This window comes from Pseudogemmobacter humi (assembly GCF_900609055.1).
Taxonomy (GTDB): domain Bacteria; phylum Pseudomonadota; class Alphaproteobacteria; order Rhodobacterales; family Rhodobacteraceae; genus Pseudogemmobacter; species Pseudogemmobacter humi.
In genome coordinates this window covers 13999-32830 of sequence record NZ_UXAW01000046.1, presented here as the reverse complement: position 1 = coordinate 32830, position 18832 = coordinate 13999, and the positions used below count along the sequence as shown (strand labels likewise).

The following is an 18832-nucleotide window of genomic DNA, read 5'->3' as shown; positions in this document are numbered from 1 at the left end:
GCGGAGGTCCAGGTTCGTGTTGCCGTCCTGAACGGTTTCACCGCGCTCGACACGCCCATTACAGAGGTCGTGGGATAAGTCTGTCCGGGGATAGGGGAACCCCAACCGTCAGCCCATTTCTGCAACAGAGCCCTTTCGGAGCTGCAAAGATCTATACCTGCGGCCCCCCGGCTCTGGTCCGGGCCTGTCAGGATTTCGTCCATGCGCAAGGCACCCCGCCCGGGAATTGCCATGCCGATCCCTTCACCAGTCAGACCGCGGAACAATTCCTGAATTCCGCCTGACCGGGCGCATAAATCACCCGTCAGCTTCGCTCAGGGAATGACGCGAAAAGGAGGTGCATATCCGGCAAAACGACTTTTCGGAATTGCGCCCGGCCTGGCCCGGGCTCCTCGCCACCAGATCTCTCAGACGAATAAACACAAACCGACAGGGAAAAGACGATGGTAGCAATACATGAGGAAGCCGAAGCAACCCGGCATGAGATGCGCAGATCCCTAACGTGGAAAGGCGCCTTCTGGATCGCAAGCGGCGCGCCCGCCTTCGTGCTGTTTTCGATCGGCGGCCTTGCCGGCACGGTCGGCCAGCTTGCGATCTTCATCTGGGCGATCTCGATGACGATGGGGTTCATCCAGTCGTTCACCTATGCCGAGATCGCCGGCCTGTTTCCGAACAAAAGCGGCGGCGCCTCGATCTACGGCGCCTCGGCCTGGGTCCGCTACAGCAAGATCGTCGCGCCGCTGTCGGTCTGGTGCAACTGGGTGGCCTGGACTTCGGTCCTGTCGCTGGGCTCCTCGATCGCGGCGGCCTATGTGCTGAACACCTTCGCCGCGGCGCCCCCCGCCGGATCGTCCGAGGCCATGGCCTGGATCGCGGCCAACGCCCCCTCGCTTGCCGGGCTGAGCCAGGACGAGCAGATGGCCCGGGCGGTTGCCGCGCTGACCCCGGCGATCCGTGACTGGACGCTGTTCCACGGCCAGATCGGCCCGGTCTCTTTCTCGCTGAACGCAGCCTTCTGGATCGGCGCGGCCTTCATGCTGCTGGTCTTCGCCATCCAGCATCACGGCATCCACCGCACGGCGCGGGTGCAGAAATACCTCGGCCTCGCCGTCATCATTCCGCTCGCCATCGTCGGCCTCGTGCCGATCCTTCTGGGCAAGGTGGATGTGACCAACTACCTGCCGATGGTGCCGCCGACCGGAGAATGGAATCTGACCGGCTGGACCATCGTCCTGTCGGGGATGTTCCTTGCGGGCTGGTCCACCTACGGGTTCGAGACCGCGGTCTGCTACACGCGCGAATTCGTGAACCCCGGGCGCGACACCTCGCGGGCCATCCTCTCGGCGGGCCTGTTGTGCCTTGCCCTTTTCATCCTGGTGCCCTTCACCTTCCAGGGGGTGCTGGGGCTGGAGGGCGTGACCCGGCCCGACATCGCCGACGGCTCGGGCGTGGCCCGCGCGCTGGCCTTCATGGTCGGAGGCGGGCCGATCATCCTTTATGCGCTGATCCTGATGATCGTCTGCGCGGTTCTGCTGTCGATCATGACCTCGATGGCGGGATCCTCGCGCACGCTTTATCAGGGGTCGATCGACGGCTGGCTGCCGCGCTTTCTGGGCAGGCTGAACCATCACGGCGCCCCCACCAATGCGATGTGGACCGATCTGGTCTTCAACCTGTTCGTGCTGGCGGTGGCGGTGGCGGATGTGACGAGCTTTTTCTTCCTGCTCGCGATTTCCAATGTCTGCTACATGACCTTCAACTTCCTGAACCTGAATGCGGGCTGGATCCACCGCATCGACTCGCCCGACCGGCCGCGGCCCTATCGCGCGCCGACGCTGATCCTGGCGGCGGGAACCGTGCTTTCCTTCGTCAACGCCATGTTCGTGGGCGCCGGGGCGAAGATCTGGCATCCCATGGCCCTGTGGGCGGGTCTGGGAACCGCGCTGCTGATCCTGCCGATCTTCTGGTATCGCCATTACATCCAGGACGGCGGGCGCTTCCCGTCCGAGGATGCCGACAGCCAGGGGCCGAGGCGCGCGGGCGTCCTGCCCTATGTGGCGCTGCTTGGCGGGCTGGGTGTGGTGCTGCTGGCCAACTGGTTCTTCACGCTGGACTAGGCCCCCCGGGCGGCGGTCCGATCCGCGACCGCCGCCTGCCCCGCCCCGCGCATCAGCCGCGCTTGCGGGTCAACAGCGCCAGCGCGGCGAAAAGGCAGACCGACAGCGCCAGCAGCATTGTCGCGGCGGCCATGATCGTCGGGTTGATCTGGTCGCGGATGCCGGAAAACATCTGCACCGGCAGGGTGCGCTGCTCGGCCGCGGTCAGGAACAGCGCCACCACCACCTCGTCGAACGAGGTCGCGAAGGCGAAGATCGCGCCCGAGATCACCCCGGGCAGGATCATCGGCAGCGTGACGCGGAAGAAGGCCGAGGCGCCCGAGGCGCCAAGGCTGTGCGCCGCCCGGGTCAGATTGGTGTCATAGGTCGACAGCGTCGCGGTGACGGTGATCACCACGAAGGGCGTCGCCAGCGCGGTATGGGCCAGCACCAGCCCGGCGCGGGTGTTGGTCAGGCCGAACTGGCCGAAGAACAGATAGCTGCCGACCGCGACGATCACCACCGGCACGATCATCGGCGAGATCAGAAGCGCCATCACCACGCGCCGCGCCGGGAAATCCGGCCGCGCGATGCCAAGCGCGGCCAGCGTGCCCAGAGTGGTGGCGAGGATCGTGGTCAGCACCGCCGCCAGCGCCGAATTGAGCATCGCGTCGAGCCAGCGCGGGTTGCCGAACAGATCCTCATACCAGCGCAGAGAATATTCCCGCACCGGCAGGGTGAAGAACGGATCCTGCGAGAACGAGAGCGGCACGATGATGAAGATCGGCGCGATCAGGAACAGAAGGATCGCCGCCGCGAAAGCCACCACCAGCACGCGCATCAGCCGCTCGGCGGGGGTTGCATAGGAAGGAAGCCACATATCCGTCACCCCAGTCTGATCTTGTCGGCGCCGACGAGGCGCAGGAACAGGCCATAGATCGCCATCGTCACCACCAGCAGCACCACGCCGAGCGCGGCGGCGAGGCCCCAGTTCAGATCGCGGTTGATGTAGGTCGAGATGAAGTTCGAGACCATCTGGTCCTGCGGGCCGCCGACCAGCGCCGGGGTGATGTAGTAGCCCAGCGACAGGATGAAGGTCATCAGGCAGCCCGCCACCACGCCGGGCAGGGTCTGCGGCGCATAGATCCGCCAGAAGGCCGAGACCGGCCCGGCGCCCAGCGAGCGGGCGGCGCGCAGCTGCGTCGCGGGGATCGAGCGCATCACCGACCAGATCGGCAGGATGGTGAACGGCAGCTGAATATGCGTCATCGCGGTGACGGTGCCGATGCGGGTGAAGATCAGCTGCACCTTCTCGGAGGTCAGATGCAGCCCCATCAGGATCGCATTGATCACCCCGTCGGATTGCAACAGCACCACCCAGGCCGTGGTGCGCACCAAAAGCGAGGTCCAGAGCGGCAACAGCACCATCAGCAGCATCACCGCGGCCACCCCTTTCGGCGCGATGGTCAGCACCCAGGCCACCGGATAGCCGAGGATCAGGGTGAAGGCGGTCACCATCCCGGCCACCAGCAGGGTGCGCCCCAGCACCGCGAGGAAGATCGCCTGATCCGGCGCCACACTTTCCAGCCCGCCGGTGGCGGATTGCTTCAGATCGACGGCGGCCAGCAGGTAAAAGGGTGTCAGTTCCGCCCCGTTGCGCCGGATCACCGACCAGGTTTCCGGCGCGGCCCAGAGGCCGTCCTTTTCAAGGAAGGTGTCCCTGTAGGGCCCCGCCTCCATCGCGGCGACCATCCGGGCGGCGGCCAGAACCTTGCTGCGCATCCCGGCGATCTCATAGTTCAGCCTTTTGCCCACCAGCGCGGCGGTGCTGCTTTCCTGCGCCGCCCTCAGATCGGCGGCGAGCGCGGCGAAGACCGGCTCTTCGGGGGTGGAGCTTCCGTCCCAGCCCTCCAGCGCCGTCAGGGTCTGCGGCAGCACGCTCCGGGTCTCGGGGTTGTCGACCGCGGTGACCAGCAGATAAAGGATCGGCGCCACGAAGGCCGCCAGCAGGAAACCCACCAGCGGCAGCGCCAGCGAAAAGGCCGCGCGGCGGGCCGGGCGGGCGGCGCGGCGCACCGCGACGAAGGTGCGGATACGCCCGATGTCGGGGGAGATCCCGGGGGTTGCGGTCATCTCTCAGCCCTCCAGCAGCCGGCAATCGGCGGGTTTGCAGGCCAGATGCACGGTTTCCCCGGGGTGGAAACTGCGGGCGGCGGCCACGGGGATGCGCGCGGTGACGGTCTCGCCGCCGAAGGCCGAAACCGACAGCCGCATATGATCGCCGAGGAAGAACACATCGGTCGCGATGCCCGAGAACAGATTGGCGCCGGGCGGCAGGGTCTCTTCCGCCAGCATGATGTTCTCGGGCCGGACCGACAGCGACAGCTCGCCCGGCCCGGCGGAACCCGGGGCGCGCATCGCCGTGCCGTCGGCCATCCGCACCACCGTGAACCCGCCCTCCTGCCCCGCCGGGCTGCACCGCATCGTGTTGTTCTCGCCGATGAACCCGGCGACGAAACGGTTCGCGGGCGCGTTGTAGAGGGTCTGCGGATCGGCAAGCTGCTGGATCCGCCCGTCGTGGAACACCGCGATCCGGTCGCTCATCGTCAGCGCCTCGGACTGGTCGTGGGTCACATAGACCATGGTGATCCCGAGCGAGGTTTGCAGATGTTTGATCTCGACCTGCATCCGCTCGCGCAACTGCTTGTCCAGCGCGCCGAGCGGCTCGTCCATCAGCACGAGCGAGGGCTCGAACACCAGCGCGCGCGCCAGCGCCACCCGCTGCTGCTGGCCGCCCGAAAGCTGCGCGGGCCGCCGCTCGCCCATGGCGTCGAGGCCCACCCGCCCCAAAGCCTGCGCCATCTTCGCCGCCGCCGCCTGGCCGCGGATACCGCGATAGCGCAAGGGGAAGGCGACGTTCTCGGCCACCGTCATATGCGGGAAAAGCGCGTAGTTCTGGAACACGAAGCCGATGTTTCGCTTCTCGGGCGGCAGCCTTTCCACTGGCTTCCCGTCCAGCATTATGCGCCCCAGCGTCGGGCGCTCGAAGCCGCCCAGCATCATCAGCGTGGTGGTCTTGCCCGAGCCCGAAGGCCCGAGCATGGTGAGGAACTCGCCCCGCGCGACATCCAGATTGAGGTCTTTCACCACATACTGAAGGCCGTCGTAGGATTTCTTCACCTGCTCGAAGCGGACGAGCGCATCTGGCCCGCCGGGGCCGGGAATATGCTCGCCGGTCATGATGCGCTCCTCTCTCATCGTCTTACTGCGCCAGCCAGGTGGTGAAGCGTTTGCGGATCTCATCGCCGTTGTCGGCCCAGAAAGCGTTGTCCAGCGTCAGGGCGACGGTCATGTTCTGCGGGCTGGTCGGCAGGTTCGCGGCATCCTCGGGCGTGACATATTCCGCCGCCGAGACGCGGACCGGGCCGTAGGGGATGTATTTCGTCGTCGCCGCCAGCACCTCGGGCCCGACCGCATATTCGATGAACGCCATCGAAGCGGCCAGATCCTTCGCCCCCTTCGGGATCGCCCAATAGTTGGAATCGAGGATCTGGTTGTCCCAGACGATGCGGAAGTCCTGGCCTTCCTTGTTGGCATTGTAGATGCGGCCGTTCCAGGCCGTGGTCATCACCACCTCGCCCGAGGCCAGGAGCTGCGGCGCCTGCGCGCCCGCCTCCCACCAGACTGCGCTGGATTTGATCGTGTCGAGCTTCGCGAAGGCGCGGTCCACCCCCTCGGGCGTGGAGAGCACCTCATAGACCTGATCCGCGGGCACGCCATCGGCAAGCAGCGCGAATTCCAGATTGGTCGCCGGATTCTTCCACAGACCGCGCTTGCCGGGGAATTTCGCGGTGTCGAACAGATCGGCGATCACCGCCGGGCCATCGGCCAGCTTCGCGCCATCCCAGGCCAGCGCGGTGGAATAGACGATGGTGCCGACCCCGCATTCCGAGGTGGTGCCGTCGAGCCAGTCGCTCTGATCGCCGATCTGCGCCCAGTCGATCCGCTCGAAGATCCCGTCGTCGCAACCCTGGAGCAGCGTCGGCGCATCGACATCCACCACATCCACCGTGGTGTTGCCGGAGGAGATCATCGCGGCGATCCTGGCGATCTCGCCGCCGTATTCCTGTTCCTCGACCCGGATGCCGGTGGCGGCGGTGTAGCTTTCGAACACCGCGCGGCGCTGCGCCTCCTGATAGGCGCCGCCGAAGCTCATGACCGAGACCGAGCCCTCGGCCAGGGCGGGCGTGCCAAGCGCCAGAAGACCCAGAGCCGTCAGCGCGGGGCGGGTGAATGCATGGTTCATGGTTTTCTCCCTTGTGGAAAGCCCGGCCTCGCGCGGGATGCGCGGGCGGGCCGTGGCGCGGCTCTTGGCGGCCGCCTGAATGCGGGCGCGCAGGGTTTGCCCCGCGCGCGCCGTCGTTCACTTGCGGATGATCAGATGATCCGGGCCATAGGCGAAGCCGGTGATATTGGTGTTGCCCTTGTTGTTCCCGTCGGTGATCACCAGGATGTCGTGCTCGCGGTAGCCCCCGGCGCCGGGCCGGCCCTCGGGGATGGTGATCATCGGCTCCATCGAGACCACCATGCCCGGCTCCAGCACGGTGTCGCAGTCCTCGCGCAGCTCCAGCCCGGCCTCGCGGCCGTAGTAATGGCAGAGCACGCCGAAGCTGTGGCCATAGCCGAAGCTGCGGTATTGCAGCAGATCGTGGGCCGCATACATCTCGTTGAGTTCCTTCGCGATCTCGCTGCATTTCGCGCCCGGGACCAGCAGCTCCTTGCCGCGGTCGTGCACGGCGCAGTTGATGTTCCAGAGCCGGATATGCTCGTCCGTCGCCTCTTCGGCGAAGAGGGTGCGTTCCAGCGCGACGTAATAGCCCGCGACCATCGGGAAACAGTTCAGGGACAGGATGTCGCCCCGTTCGATCCGGCGGCTGGTGACGGGATTATGCGCGCCATCGGTGTTGATGCCCGACTGGAACCAGGTCCAGGTGTCCAGCAGCTCGCCCTGCGGCCAGACCTTCGCGATCTCGCGGATCATCGTCGCGGTGGAATGCAGCGCCACCTCATGCTCGGGCACGCCCACCGCCATCGCCTCGACGCAGGCCGCGCCGCCGATATCGGCGATGCGGGTCATCTGCGTGATATGGGCGATCTCTTCCGCGGATTTGATCATCCTGAGCCGCATCGAGGCCCCGGCGATATCGACGAATTCCATGTCGGGGAACTCGGCCTTCAGCAGCGCCAGCGTGTCCAGCGTGATGTGGTCGAACTCGATCCCCAGCCGTCTGACGCCTTTGGTCAGCCCGCGGATGGCATGAAAATAATTGTCCTTCTGCCAGTCGGTATAGGTGACGTTCTTTCCCCCGAAGGTGCGCCGCCAGGGCTGGCCGCCGTCGATCCCCGCGCTGATCGAGGTGGAGTTGTCCTGGTCCACCAAAAGCCCGTAGCGGCGGCCGAACTGGCAGTAGAGGAAGTCGGAATAGTAGTTCACGCAATGGTAGCTGGTGAACAGCGCGGCATCGACGCTTTCCTTTGCCATATGGGCGCGGATGGCGTCCAGCCGGCGCTTCATCTCGGCATCCGAGAAGGTCGGCACCGCCTTGCTGCCGTTTTCCACAAAGTTCTGAAGCCGTTCGCGCCGCATGTCCATCCTCCTGCCAGTCGCCGGGCCGGGGCGGCCCTTCGACCATCACAAAGGCGGGAGCGGGGTCTCTTGTCAAAAGACCATATTTCACCATAGCATGAGGAAATATAATGCTGAGGACGCCATGGCCGCACCGCTGAACGCCCTTCGCGCCTTCGAGGCGGCGGCCCGGCTGGGGTCGTTCAAGGCCGCCGCAGATGCGCTTTTCGTCACCCAGTCGGCGATCAGCCACCAGATCCGCCATGTCGAGGACTGGCTGGGCAAGCCCCTGTTCGCGCGCGAAGGCAACCGGACGCGGCTCTTGGACGAGGGCGCGGAACTGGCGCGCAGCCTGTCGATCGCTTTGGCCGAGATCGAGGCGGCCTGCCGCCGCGCCCGCGCAGCACCCGCCGCGCAAACCCTTGTGATCGCGGCGATTCCCTCGATTGCGATGTGCTGGCTGATCCCCCGGCTCAGCCGGTTCCGCGCCGCGCATCCGGAGATCGAATTTCGCGTGGTCTATGCGATGCACGGCCGCGACATCGACTTCGATGTGGTGCATATGGCCTTCGTCTTCGCCACCGAAGCGCCGCGCATCCCCGGCGTCTCGGGCACCTACTTTCTCGGCGGCGAGAGCGTGCCGGTCTGCGCGCCCTCACTGGCGCAACGGCTGGGCTCCGGCCCCTGGACGGCGGCGCAGATCATGGCGCTCGGCCTGCTGCATGACGATGAAACCGCGGGCTGGCAGATCTGGCTGAACGAAATGGGAGAGGATGTGGCGGACGCCATCCACGGCGCGACATTCGAGGATTTCAACCTGCTGCGCGCCGCCGCGCTGTCCGGCCAGGGCGTCGCGCTCTGCCCGCTGGCGATGATGGAGGCCGATCTGCGATCGGGCAGCCTTGTCCAGTTGTCCGGTCACATCATCGGCTACGGCTGGGACTATTACCTGCTGTCCACCCTGACCGCGGGCCCCGTTCTTGCGGGCCATGCCCAGGTGTTCCGGGACTGGGCGCTGGCCGAACGCGGGCGGAGCTGCCCGTGATGGCACACGGGTGGCGCCCGGTCCGGGTTCAGCGCGCCAGCAGGCCGAGGGCGACCGCGAGGCAGACCGGCAGGGCGGCAGACAGCCCCCGGCGGCGCGTCGGGCCAAAGGTCAGCACCATGGCGAGGGCAAAGGCCGCGACCGTCGCCATCCCGAGCCAGGCCGAAACCGCGATGGCCGCCTCGGGCCACCAGACCAGCGCGGGCCAGAGCGAGGCGGCCAGCAGAGCCGCTCCGGCAAGACGCCAGAGGCGCTGGCCCGCGGCACCGGGTTTGCCGCCGCGCAGCTCCTCATGGTGGCGCGGCATGGCGAGGGCGAGCGCGACAAAGCCCGCATAGCACAGGACAAGCGAAAGCCAGGGCAGCATGGTCATTCTCCCGGCACGCGGCTGACGGGCGCGCGCCTTGCGGGCCTTCGCGCGGGCTGACGGCCAGGACGCGCCTTGCGCGCCGCATAAAGGCAGGCGACCCCGCTCACCAGCGCCACTAGGTCCACCGTCGCCAGCACCAGATCGCCCCGCCACAGCGCGAGCGGCAGGTTCGAGGGTCCGGTCAGCGCGTTCAGCACCGGCAGCGCCAGGAAAAGCGCGGCGCTCAGGCCGAGTTGTTCGCTCCAGGCCCGTTCCGGGCCGCGCAGGAAAGGATGGACCGCCGCCACGGCCCAGATCAGGAAGAAGGCCAGGATCTCCAGCCCGGCGCGGTCCGCTGCCCCGGCCGGGATCAGCCGGTTGGCCCAGAAATATCCGGCCGTCGCCAGCACCAGCCCGGCGATGCCGCCGACGTTGAGCCGGTCGACCAGCCGCAGACCGAAGGGCTGCACCCCGGATTTTGCATGTTTCGCCGCCCGTTTCGACACCCAGAGCACCATGCCGCTGCCCACCATCACCGTGCCCGCCAGCCCGGCGATGAAGAACAGCCAGCGCAGCCCGGTATCGGCGAAACGCGCCCGGTGCAGCGCGCCGAGCGCCATATCGACCTTCGCCACCACCGAGGCCTCTGGCCGCCCGGTCTCTTCGATCAGCGCGCCGGTCAGCCCATCGAAGCGCATCCGCTCGACCCCGTTCGCGCCCGAGCCGCTCTGCACCGCCACGGTGGAGTTGCGCTGCGGGATCAGCACGATCTCGGGCTGCCCGGTATCGAGCTTCCCGATCTGGATCCGCCCGACCGGCATCGCCCAGGCCGCTTCGGCCCGCGCCATCAGCGGCGGGACCGCGGTCAGTTGCGGCAGCTCATGCGGCGCGGGCGCCCCGGCCACGGCGGCGGGCTGGCCCGGTCCGCGCCCGGCGGGGCGGTCGACCACCAGCGGCATCAGCGTGGCGACGAACAGCACCAGCCCGGAAAAGGTGATCATCACATGATAGGGCAGCGCCAGCACCGCGGTCATGTTGTGCATGTCGAGCCAGGAACGCTGGCCCTTTCCGGGGCGGAAGGTGAAGAATTCCTTGAAAATCTTCTTATGGGTGATCACGCCCGAGATGATCGCCACGAACATCGCCATGGTGGCGATGCCGACGATCCAGCGCGCCAGCGCGCGCGGCAGGCCGTAAAGCTCGAAATGGAAGCGGTAGAGAAATTCGCCGCCCGCCGTCTCGCGCGGGTGCAGCACCGCGCCGGTGGTGGCGTCGATCACCGTGGCCGGTGCGCCGCGCCGCGCCTCTTCGCCGGGCTTCGTCCAGGACAGGGCAAGGGCCGGGTTGCGCTCGTCGGGCAGGGTGATGCTCCAGACGGCGGCATCCGGGGCCAGGTCCGCCAGCCGGTCGAGGGCAAGCCCCACGGGATCGGCCCCGACCACCGATCCGTGCAGTTCGGGCTTCATCCACCAGGTCACCTCGCTGCGGAAATAGGCGATGGTGCCGGTCAGGAAGATCGCGAACAAGAGCCAGCCGAGCAGCAGCCCGGTCCAGGTGTGCAGCCAGGCCATCGACTGGCGGAAACCGTTCTTCATGCCGCACCCCCGGGAACGAACCAGACGATCAGCGCGCAGACCGCCGAAGAGCCGAGGATCCAGGCCCAGGCCCGCCCGGGCTGCCGGGTCGAAAACGCAACTATCGCGGCCAGCGCGAAGACCACGAAGGACAGCATCAGCGCAAGCTGGCTGGCATCGCGCGGCGCCATCGGCACAAGGCGTACGAAGGCGAGGACGAACAGGTTGGCCAGAAGATAGCCGCCGAACACCGCGGCAAGGCTGCGCGAGGCGACGCCGAGCCGCTCGTGCATATCCTGAGAGAGTCGTCGAACGGGCGGGCGGGCGCTGGCTGGCATGTCTGGATCCGCGATGAGGGGTCTGGAAATGAAACCGCCCCGGCGCGGCCGGGACGGAGGGAAAATGGCCCGCAGCGGGGAGCGGCGCCGCGGGCCGGACGCGCCTCAGCCCTGCGGCACGAGGCGGATCAGCCGGTCGCCCTCGGGGTCCTCCTCGCCGCGGGCCTTGTTCACGGCGAAGACCACGCCCTCGGGGGTGACGGTCAGATGGTTGGGGAAAGATCCGGCATCGAGATTGGCAGTGATGCTGCCGCTTGCGGCATCAACGACGGCGATCGTGTCCGAGGCCCGGTTCGCGACATAAATCTGCCCCGAGACCGGATCGAAGACGAGGTTCAGCGCCTGCGCCCCCACCGGCGTGTCGAACAGCACCTCGCCCGTCGCGCCGTCCAGCGCGATCACGTCGTCGCTGCCCTGCGAGGCGACGAAGACCCTGCCCCCCGCCGGATCGACCGCGACGCCCGAGGCGCTCTTCGCCCCCGGCAGCGCAAGGATCGTCGCCTCGCGCGTGGCAAGGTCGATCCGCGCCAGTTCCGGCGTGCGCAGCGAAACGGTGTAGAGCTGGCCCTTCGCGGCATCCAGCGCGAGGCTCATGGTGCCGAACTGGCCGCCGCGCTCGGCGGATTGCAGCTCGAACCCCTCCAGCTTCTCAAGGCGCGCCAGATCGAATTCCTCGATCCGGGTGCGGTGGGTGCTGACGTAGGCGCGGCCGCGCGCGGCGTCGATCACCACGTCGCGCGGCTTCCCGACCGAGCCGGCCTCGAACTGCTTCACCAGCGACAGGTCGTCCTGGCGGTAGACCGCCACCGCAGAGGCGCGGGTGTTCGTCACCCAGATCGTGCCGTTCTCATCATCGACCCCGATGCCGAAGGCGCCGTAAATGCCGTTCGCCTCATCCGCGAAGGGGGTGGCTTCGGCCAGAACCTCCAGCGTGGCGGCGTCGAATTTCATGATCTTCGAGGTGCCCTTGTCGCCGCGCCCGCTGGCCGAGACGGTGAAGACCGCGCCGCTCTTCGCGCTGTAGGCAAGCTGATAGACGCCGGGCGCGGTCTTCGCAGATGCCGTCTCGTAACGCTCTGCGCCCGAAAGCGGCAGCTCGGGCGAGATCTTCAGATCCGCCACGGCGGCGCTGTCGGGCGCGGCGGCCTCGACCACCACCGGATGCTGGCCGATCACCGCATCCCCGGGCAGGGTGAAGCTGAAGGTGAAGGCGCCCTCGGCATCGGCCGCGAGAGGCGCAGGCGACAGCGGCTCGCCGCCCCGGCTGAGCGTGATCTCCTGGCCGGGGACAAAGCCCGATCCGCTCACCACCACCTCGCCGCCGGCATAGGCGGGGCTGCGGTCGGGGCCGGAAAAGGCAACCTGGCCCGTGAAGGGCGCGGGCGTGTCGAAAACGGGCTCGGCACGGGCGGCGGCGGTCGTGGCGAGAAGCGCGGCCATGACCATCGCGGGGCGGCAGGGAAGCGGAAGAAGCATCATCGTACATCCGGTTGTCGGAAAGGGGGGGGAACCGGCCGCCGTCCCGGGCGGCCGGGAATGGCTCAGAAGGTAGAGGTCAGACCCACGTAGAAGCGGCGGCCATCGTTGTAATTGGTGGTGCCGAAGGTCTTGTCGCCCAGGTTGTAGACCGCGAACGAGCCCATGACGTTCTCGTTGAAATCGTAGTCGACGCCGATGTCGAAGATCGCATGTTCGCCGATCTGGCCGCTGCCGGTATCGAAGGTGGCGCTGCGGTATTGCGCATTGCCCCAGAGCGAGAGCGCGTCATTCGCCTGCCAGTCGATGCCCAGATTGGCGACATGCAGCGGGCTGTTGTTGAACCGGCTGCCGACCGCCGCGCCTTTGGTCACCTTGCTGTCGGCATAGGTGTAGTTGAAGGCGAAAGCGAAATCGCCCAGCGTCCAGTCCACCGTGGCCTCGACCCCGTTCAGCTCGGCCGCGTCGCGGTTCACATACTGGTTGATCCATTTGATCGGATCGGTCCCTGAATTGACGCCGCAATCATAGGTGTAGGGAGGCACCGAGCCCGGAACCGCAGGGTCGACAGAGTTGGTGCACTGGCGCTCGGTGGTGATCTTGTCCTTGAACCGGGTGTGATAGGCGGTCAGGCCGACCTGCACGCCGCCCGCGCTCTCCCAGATCACCCCGATCTCGACGTTGGTGCTTTCCTCGGGCTTCAGCCCGGTGTTGCCCTGGTCCCGCGCCCGGCCGTCGCCGCCCGAGGGCTCGAAGATGTTGCTGTCGGCCTGTTTCAGCGTCGGGGTTTTATAGCCGCCCGAGACGCCGCCCTTCACGGTCAGCGAATCCGACGCATGCCAGACCGCATAGAGACGCGGCGTGACATGCGAGCCGTAGCGCTCGTTCTCGTCGTAGCGCAGGCCGAAGGTCAGGGTCAGATCGTCGGTCAGGTGGAAATTGTCCTCGCCGAACACCGCCCAGTTCCAGCGCGTCATCTTCGGATTGACATTGACGCGGTTGGGCGAATGTTTCGTCGTCTCGTCGCGGTAATCGAAGCCCAGGGTCAGATCGTGGCGGCCGAGGCTGAGATTGGTCTTGCTGTTCAGGTTCAGCATCTCATAGCCCGAGACGTTCGAGCCGTTGATGAAATCCACATCCTCGTAGGTGACGAAGGAGCTGGTCTCGTAGCCCTCGCCCCAGCTCAGTTTGTGGCCAAGCGAATGGTTCCGCCGCTCGACCTCGACGCCGCCGGGCGTGCCGCCGGGGGTCAGGTTGACCGTATCGCTGGTGCTGGAGACGGTTTCGAAATCCAGCTTCTGGTTCGGGTCGATGGACCAGGTCAGACGCGCGCCCAGCGTCTTGCGCTCGGTATCCTGCGCCTGGGTCGACACCGCGCCGGCCCGCCCCGCCACCAGCATCGCAGGTTTCGAGCGGTCATGGAGCGAGCCGAACAGCGCCAGTCCCAGCCGGTCTTCGATGACGGGGCCGCTCAGGTAGAACCGGCCCTCGTGCGAATTGCCGGCGCCGCTGTTCTGGAAAGTGGTATGCCCCAGCGTGAGCGAGCCGGACCACACGTCCGAGACGGGTTTGGTGATGATGTTGATCACGCCCCCGGAGGCTGCGGTGCCGTAAAGCGAGGACATCGGGCCGCGGATCACCTCGATCCGCTCGATGGCCGAGGGCGGCGGCAGATAGGACATGGCAAGGCCCGCGCCGAAACCGTTGTAGGTGGCCTCCTGCGAGTTGCCGATCGGCTTGCCGTCCACCAGCGTCAGCACATAGCTTTCGCCGAGGCCCCGGATCGAGATCGTCTCGGCGCCGGACCGCGACGAGGGCGAGCCGACGATCACGCCGGGCACGTCGCGCAGCACATCTGCGATGGAAGCGTAGGGTTTCGAGGCGATCTCCGCCCCGTCGATCACCGTCATGGTCGCGGGCGCGTCGGGCAGGGCCTGGGCCTGGCCGGTGGCGGTCAGCACGATGGTGCCGAGGTTCTGGACCTCTTCCTCCTCCTCATCAGCGGCCTGGGCCAGGGCGGGCGCGCTCATCTGCGGCAGCACCGCGGCCATGGCGACAGCCCAGACCGGCAGGCACGACAGCAGCCCGGCTTTCGCGGTCTTCGGTGTGATCTTCGGCATTCTCATCTGCGTCCCCTCTCCGGCGGCCCGGAACAATTCGCTGTTACGAGGCCTTCACGCAGAGCGCCCGGCGGCACTGAACCGCCGCCAGAAAGTTTTTTTGTCGGATTTTCCGCAAACCCGCCGGGCCGCCCCCCGGAATTGGCGCGAATATGCAACATTCTTCCCCGGCAGCACCCCGGGCCGGGCCCGCCGAGGTAGACATCGGCGGGCGGTGGAAATATGCAGGACGCCAAGCCGGATGCGCCCCGCCGCGCGCCATGCCAAGGTATTTCCCCTTTTCATGGACCCGGCCTCAGCCATGTCTTCCTGCGATACCGAAAAGCTCGGACAGCTCTACAGCGAGGAAGGCGACCGGCTGGAACGGCAGATCGCGCGGCGCACCGGTAATCCTTCGATCGCGCGCGATCTGGTGCATGACCTGTTCTTGCGGGTGTGGGAGCGCGCCGCGGGCCTGTCGGGCAGCCCGGCGGCCTTCCTCAACCGCTCGGCCCGCAACATCTCGATCGACCATCTGCGGCGCGAGAAGGTGCGCAGTTCCCACGCCCTCGCGACCCTGGCCCGGCAGCCGCAGCAGGATCCCGCGTTCGAGGCGGTTTCGGCCCGCCAGTCGGAAGAGGCGGTCAGGCGCGCGATCCGCGCCCTGCCCGAAACCACGCGGCGGCTGTTCCTGATGAACCGCGCCGAGGGGCTGAGCTTCCACGAGATCGCAGCCCGCTGTGGCATGTCGGAGCGCAACGTGGCAAAACATATGGCGAAAGCCGTGGCAAGCTGCGCCAGGGCGCTGGAAGACCTGCGCAACGAATGAGGTCGGCTGCCTTGGCGCGAAACTCCGCTTCCCGGGACGAAAGGCGCGCGGCGGCCGCCCGCTGGCTGGTGGCGATCGCCGCCGATCCGGCGGTGGAACGAAGCCCTGCCCTCTGCGCCTGGCTGGAGGCCGATCCCGCCAATGCCCGCGCGCTGGACGATGCCCGGCTGGTCTGGCAGATCGCGGGAACGGTGGCGCCGGAACTGGCGGCGCCCGCGCCGCGCCGGACGTGGAACTGGCCGCGCCTGCTGCGGCCCGCGGGGCTTGCGCTGGCGGCTTGCGCGCTGGCGGCGGTCTGGCTCGACCAGGTGCGCCCGGATCTGCGGCTGCGGCTCAGCGCGGATCACGTCAGCGCCCCCGGCCCGCTGCGCGATCTGGCGCTGGCCGACGGCAGCCGGGCGCTGCTCGACGGCGGCTCGGCGCTGGATTTCGCCGCCGATGCCGCGGGCCGGATCGCGACCCTGCGGCAGGGCGCCGCCTGGTTCGACGTGGCAAAGGACGGCCGCCCCTTCACCGTCCGGCTGGGCGAGACCGAGATCCGCGCGCTCGGCACCCGGTTCGGCGTGCGCGATTGCGGCGCCTGCGTCGAGGTCACCCTGGAGGAGGGCAGCGTCGAGATCGCCGCGCCGGGCTTTGCCCCGCTCCGCCTTTCGCCCGGCCAGCAGCTGCGGCTTCTTCCGGGACAAGAGCCCCGGGTGGCCGGGGTCGATGCCCCCGAGGCGCTGGCCTGGCGCGAGGGGCGCTATGTGTTCTACGATGTCAGCCTGCGCGAGGTCGCCTCGGTGCTGGCCCGCCACGGCGCCGGAGCGATCTTTTTCGCCGACGAGACGCTGGCGTCTCGCCCGATTTCGGGCAGCATCGGGCTGGAAGACGCCGGGGCCGAACTCGGCGCCTTGTCCGAGGCGCTCGGCTTTCGCATCATCCCCCTGCCCGGCGGCAATCTTCTGATGTGACGCCGGGGCGCCCGCCCTTTCACCGCCAGCCGCGACGCCAGCACTAAAAACCGCAACCCGCCGGTTCAGTGCCATGCCCCCTCATGCGTGAGAAAAGGGCGAAGCCGTCTGCGCCGGAGGGCGACAAGGACAAGATGCAGTATTCCGCCGCCTTTGCCCGCATGACACGGACCGCCCGTCTGGCGGCTCTGCTGCTGGCGGGTGCGGCCTGCGCCGGATCGCTGCCCCCCGCGGCACGGGCCGATACGGCGGCGGGCTTCGACCAGCCGCCCCTGCCGCTGGCGCAGGCGCTGAACCGTATCGCGGAACGCGCCGGGATCTCGGTGGTGATCGAGGGCAGCGCGGCGGGGCTGACCAGCCCTGCCCTGCGCGGACCGCTGACCCTTGACGGGGCGCTTGAGGCCGCGCTGGCAGGCAGCGGCGCCAGCTATGGTTTCACCTCGGACGGCAGCCTGACCGTCCGCCTGCCCGCCGCACCAGACGAGGATCCCGGGGCGGGGGTGAAACTCGGGACCATCGTCCTCAGCGCCACCGGCCATCCGCAGCAGCTTGCCGATGCCCCGGCGGCGATGACGGTGATCCCCTCCGCCGGGCTGGAGACCCGCGCCACCGCGAGCCTTGCCGATCTGATGCGCAACGTGCCGGGGCTGGCGGTGTCGGGGCCCGGCCGCGAGGGGCTTCCCGCCATCACCCTGCGCGGCATGGGGCAGCCCTATGTGCTCTTCATGATCGACGGCAGACCGCTGAGCGCCTCGGAAGAGGCCAGCTACAACGGCCACGGGCTGAACAGCAAGATCGGCTTCCTGCCGCCGGTGGCCGCGCTCGACCGGATCGAGATCATCCGCGGCCCGATCTCGGCCCTGCACGGGTCGGGCGCCTCGGGCGGCGTGATCAATGTCATCACCCGCGACATCCCCGAAACCTGGGGCGGCAGCGTCACGCTCGGCCGCAGCATCGCTTTCGACCGGCTGTCGGGCGGCGGCGGCGAGGGGCGCTTCTTCCTTGGCGGGCCGCTGACGCCGGGCGGCCTCGGGCTGTCGGTCTACGGATCGGCGAACACCCGCGCCGAGGACGACCGCGCCGCGACCGGCTATCTCAGCCAGGGCCAGGGCGCCGCGCGCCGGACCATCCTCGGCGCCCGGCTGAGATGGGCGCCGGATGCGGTCCAGTCCTTCGATCTGGATCTTCAGCAAAGCCGGCTCGGGTTCAGCCGCACGCTGCTGAGCGCCCGCGCCGCAAGCGAGACCCTGGTGCGCGACCGCATGGCCAGCCTGACCCACCGCATCGCCTGGAGCGGGCGCGCCACGACCACCAGCTTCCTGCAATGGGAAGAGACCGATTTCCGCTCGGGCTATGTCAGCGGCCATGACGCGCTGACCTTCAACACCCGCTCGTCGCTGGCCTTCGGCGAACAGACCCTCTCCTTCGGCTACGAATACCGTTTCGAGCGCACCCGCCACGCCCCCGAGCGGCTGATCGGTTCACCGGGCACCAGCCCCGAGCGCTGGCACCAGTCGCTGTTTGTCGAAGGCGATCTGCGGCTGGCCCCGGATCTGAAGCTGACGCTGGGCCTGCGCGGCGACCGCAACGAGAATTACGGCAGCGCGCTGACGCCGCGCCTGTGGCTGGTCTGGCATCTGTCGCCCGAACTGACGCTGAAAGGCGGGATCGGCAGCGGCTATCGGGTGCCCGCGCTGAAACAGGCCGACGATGCTGTGGCCGAACCCTCGGGCGGCGACGGCCGCTCGCGCGACCGCGGCAACAGCGCGCTGCGCCCCGAACGCAGCACCAATCACGAGATCGGCCTGATGTGGGAGCGCCCCTCGGGCCTTCAGTTCGGCGCCACCCTGTTCCACACGAGATTCACCGACCGCATCGCCCGCACCGATCTGTGCCGCACCCCGGCGGGCGAGGCTCCGGCCTGCCCGCTGAACGGGGTGAGTTACGTCGCCGTCACCCAATATGTGAACGAAGACAGCGCCAGGCTGCGCGGAGTGGAGCTGACGCTGGATGTGCCGCTCGGCGATCTTCGGCTGAACGCGAATTACACCTGGTCTGATTCAAAGGTGACGCGGGGCCGCAACCTGGGCCGGCCGTTTCACAACCTGCCGCGCCATATGCTGAACCTCGGCTTCGACTGGGCGGCGGGTGAGCGGCTGAGCCTCTGGGGCCAGGCGCGCGCCCGCAGCCGGGCCGCAGCGCTTGGCCGCAGCGCGGAGATCCCCGGGCATGTGATCCTGGATCTCGGGCTGACCTGGGAGGTCACCGAAGCCGTCAGCGGTGCGCTGGCGCTTTACAACGTCACCGGCAAGACGCTCGACGACGTTCTGCCCGACGGGCGCCGGCTCTGGCTGGGCCTGAGCGCCGAATTCTGAACCGAGGGCCTGCTGCGACGCCGCCTGCGGCACCAGCCACATGCCGCTTCCCGGTGCGGTATCGCCCCGCAG

15 protein-coding genes are annotated in these 18832 nt (G+C 68.0%); 5 read left to right on the top strand and 10 right to left on the bottom strand.

The window, feature by feature from the left end; genetic code table 11:
• Nucleotides 1-443: 443 nt before the first annotated feature.
• A complete protein-coding gene (locus XINFAN_RS04615) occupies nucleotides 444-2117 on the top strand; it encodes a trimethylamine N-oxide permease (protein WP_124085316.1) in 1674 nt (557 codons plus the stop codon).
• 52 nt (nucleotides 2118-2169) lie between these two features.
• Here XINFAN_RS04615 and XINFAN_RS04610 read toward each other — a convergent pair whose 3' ends face one another.
• From XINFAN_RS04610 to XINFAN_RS04590, 5 genes are all read right to left on the bottom strand, one after another.
• Nucleotides 2170-2976, bottom strand: coding sequence for an ABC transporter permease (locus XINFAN_RS04610; RefSeq protein WP_124085315.1), 807 nt, complete (start codon nucleotides 2974-2976; stop codon nucleotides 2170-2172).
• 5 nt (nucleotides 2977-2981) lie between these two features.
• A complete protein-coding gene (locus XINFAN_RS04605; RefSeq protein WP_124085314.1) occupies nucleotides 2982-4229 on the bottom strand; it encodes an ABC transporter permease in 1248 nt (415 codons plus the stop codon).
• 3 nt (nucleotides 4230-4232) lie between these two features.
• On the bottom strand, nucleotides 4233-5336 hold the full coding sequence (locus XINFAN_RS04600) for an ABC transporter ATP-binding protein (protein ID WP_124085313.1): 1104 nt from the start codon (nucleotides 5334-5336) through the stop codon (nucleotides 4233-4235).
• A gap of 22 nt (nucleotides 5337-5358) precedes the next feature.
• Complete coding sequence (locus XINFAN_RS04595; RefSeq protein WP_124085312.1) at nucleotides 5359-6402, bottom strand: ABC transporter substrate-binding protein; 1044 nt, start codon at nucleotides 6400-6402, stop codon at nucleotides 5359-5361.
• 117 nt (nucleotides 6403-6519) lie between these two features.
• A complete protein-coding gene (locus XINFAN_RS04590) occupies nucleotides 6520-7743 on the bottom strand; it encodes an aminopeptidase P family protein (protein WP_124085311.1) in 1224 nt (407 codons plus the stop codon).
• Between the two features lie 124 nt (nucleotides 7744-7867).
• Between XINFAN_RS04590 and XINFAN_RS04585 the strand changes: the two genes are divergently transcribed.
• Nucleotides 7868-8767: a LysR substrate-binding domain-containing protein gene (locus tag XINFAN_RS04585; protein WP_124085310.1), complete on the top strand. Its 900-nt coding sequence runs from the start codon at nucleotides 7868-7870 to the stop codon at nucleotides 8765-8767.
• Between the two features lie 28 nt (nucleotides 8768-8795).
• On the opposite strand, the gene XINFAN_RS04580 is transcribed toward XINFAN_RS04585, so the two are convergent.
• From XINFAN_RS04580 to XINFAN_RS04560, 5 genes are all read right to left on the bottom strand, one after another.
• The gene (locus tag XINFAN_RS04580; RefSeq protein ID WP_124085309.1) at nucleotides 8796-9134 is read right to left on the bottom strand and encodes a DUF3325 domain-containing protein; all 339 of its coding nucleotides are present in this window, start codon (nucleotides 9132-9134) and stop codon (nucleotides 8796-8798) included.
• Nucleotides 9135-9136: 2 nt separating this feature from the next.
• Nucleotides 9137-10711, bottom strand: a complete 1575-nt coding sequence (locus XINFAN_RS04575) for a PepSY-associated TM helix domain-containing protein (RefSeq protein WP_124085308.1) — start codon at nucleotides 10709-10711, stop codon at nucleotides 9137-9139.
• The gene (locus XINFAN_RS04570) at nucleotides 10708-10983 is read right to left on the bottom strand and encodes an iron transporter (RefSeq protein ID WP_124085317.1); all 276 of its coding nucleotides are present in this window, start codon (nucleotides 10981-10983) and stop codon (nucleotides 10708-10710) included. Before XINFAN_RS04570 ends, XINFAN_RS04575 begins: the two co-directional genes overlap by 4 nt.
• 150 nt (nucleotides 10984-11133) lie before the next feature.
• Nucleotides 11134-12504, bottom strand: a complete 1371-nt coding sequence (locus tag XINFAN_RS04565; RefSeq protein WP_233352123.1) for an outer membrane protein assembly factor BamB family protein — start codon at nucleotides 12502-12504, stop codon at nucleotides 11134-11136.
• Nucleotides 12505-12569: 65 nt separating this feature from the next.
• Nucleotides 12570-14624, bottom strand: coding sequence for a TonB-dependent receptor domain-containing protein (locus XINFAN_RS04560; protein ID WP_124085306.1), 2055 nt, complete (start codon nucleotides 14622-14624; stop codon nucleotides 12570-12572).
• 301 nt (nucleotides 14625-14925) lie between these two features.
• Between XINFAN_RS04560 and XINFAN_RS04555 the strand changes: the two genes are divergently transcribed.
• The 3 genes from XINFAN_RS04555 (at nucleotide 14926) to XINFAN_RS04545 (ending at nucleotide 18760) form a co-directional block, all read left to right on the top strand.
• Complete coding sequence (locus XINFAN_RS04555) at nucleotides 14926-15432, top strand: RNA polymerase sigma factor (protein WP_233352122.1); 507 nt, start codon at nucleotides 14926-14928, stop codon at nucleotides 15430-15432.
• A gap of 11 nt (nucleotides 15433-15443) precedes the next feature.
• Nucleotides 15444-16385, top strand: coding sequence for a FecR family protein (locus tag XINFAN_RS04550; RefSeq protein WP_160144539.1), 942 nt, complete (start codon nucleotides 15444-15446; stop codon nucleotides 16383-16385).
• Nucleotides 16386-16468: 83 nt separating this feature from the next.
• Nucleotides 16469-18760 (top strand): TonB-dependent receptor, encoded by a 2292-nt coding sequence (locus XINFAN_RS04545; RefSeq protein ID WP_124085303.1) that lies wholly within the window; start codon nucleotides 16469-16471, stop codon nucleotides 18758-18760.
• Nucleotides 18761-18832 lie beyond the last annotated feature (72 nt).

What these genes read in the sequence shown, in the direction of transcription:
- XINFAN_RS04615 (WP_124085316.1), top strand. Translation starts at nt 444, where the DNA reads ATGGTAGCAATACATGAGGAAGCCGAAGCAACCCGGCATGAGATGCGC.
- XINFAN_RS04610 (WP_124085315.1), bottom strand. Translation starts at nt 2,976, where the DNA reads ATGTGGCTTCCTTCCTATGCAACCCCCGCCGAGCGGCTGATGCGCGTG.
- XINFAN_RS04605 (WP_124085314.1), bottom strand. Translation starts at nt 4,229, where the DNA reads ATGACCGCAACCCCCGGGATCTCCCCCGACATCGGGCGTATCCGCACC.
- XINFAN_RS04600 (WP_124085313.1), bottom strand. Translation starts at nt 5,336, where the DNA reads ATGACCGGCGAGCATATTCCCGGCCCCGGCGGGCCAGATGCGCTCGTC.
- XINFAN_RS04595 (WP_124085312.1), bottom strand. Translation starts at nt 6,402, where the DNA reads ATGAACCATGCATTCACCCGCCCCGCGCTGACGGCTCTGGGTCTTCTG.
- XINFAN_RS04590 (WP_124085311.1), bottom strand. Translation starts at nt 7,743, where the DNA reads ATGCGGCGCGAACGGCTTCAGAACTTTGTGGAAAACGGCAGCAAGGCG.
- XINFAN_RS04585 (WP_124085310.1), top strand. Translation starts at nt 7,868, where the DNA reads ATGGCCGCACCGCTGAACGCCCTTCGCGCCTTCGAGGCGGCGGCCCGG.
- XINFAN_RS04580 (WP_124085309.1), bottom strand. Translation starts at nt 9,134, where the DNA reads ATGCTGCCCTGGCTTTCGCTTGTCCTGTGCTATGCGGGCTTTGTCGCG.
- XINFAN_RS04575 (WP_124085308.1), bottom strand. Translation starts at nt 10,711, where the DNA reads ATGAAGAACGGTTTCCGCCAGTCGATGGCCTGGCTGCACACCTGGACC.
- XINFAN_RS04570 (WP_124085317.1), bottom strand. Translation starts at nt 10,983, where the DNA reads ATGCACGAGCGGCTCGGCGTCGCCTCGCGCAGCCTTGCCGCGGTGTTC.
- XINFAN_RS04565 (WP_233352123.1), bottom strand. Translation starts at nt 12,504, where the DNA reads ATGCTTCTTCCGCTTCCCTGCCGCCCCGCGATGGTCATGGCCGCGCTT.
- XINFAN_RS04560 (WP_124085306.1), bottom strand. Translation starts at nt 14,624, where the DNA reads ATGCCGAAGATCACACCGAAGACCGCGAAAGCCGGGCTGCTGTCGTGC.
- XINFAN_RS04555 (WP_233352122.1), top strand. Translation starts at nt 14,926, where the DNA reads ATGTCTTCCTGCGATACCGAAAAGCTCGGACAGCTCTACAGCGAGGAA.
- XINFAN_RS04545 (WP_124085303.1), top strand. Translation starts at nt 16,469, where the DNA reads ATGCGTGAGAAAAGGGCGAAGCCGTCTGCGCCGGAGGGCGACAAGGAC.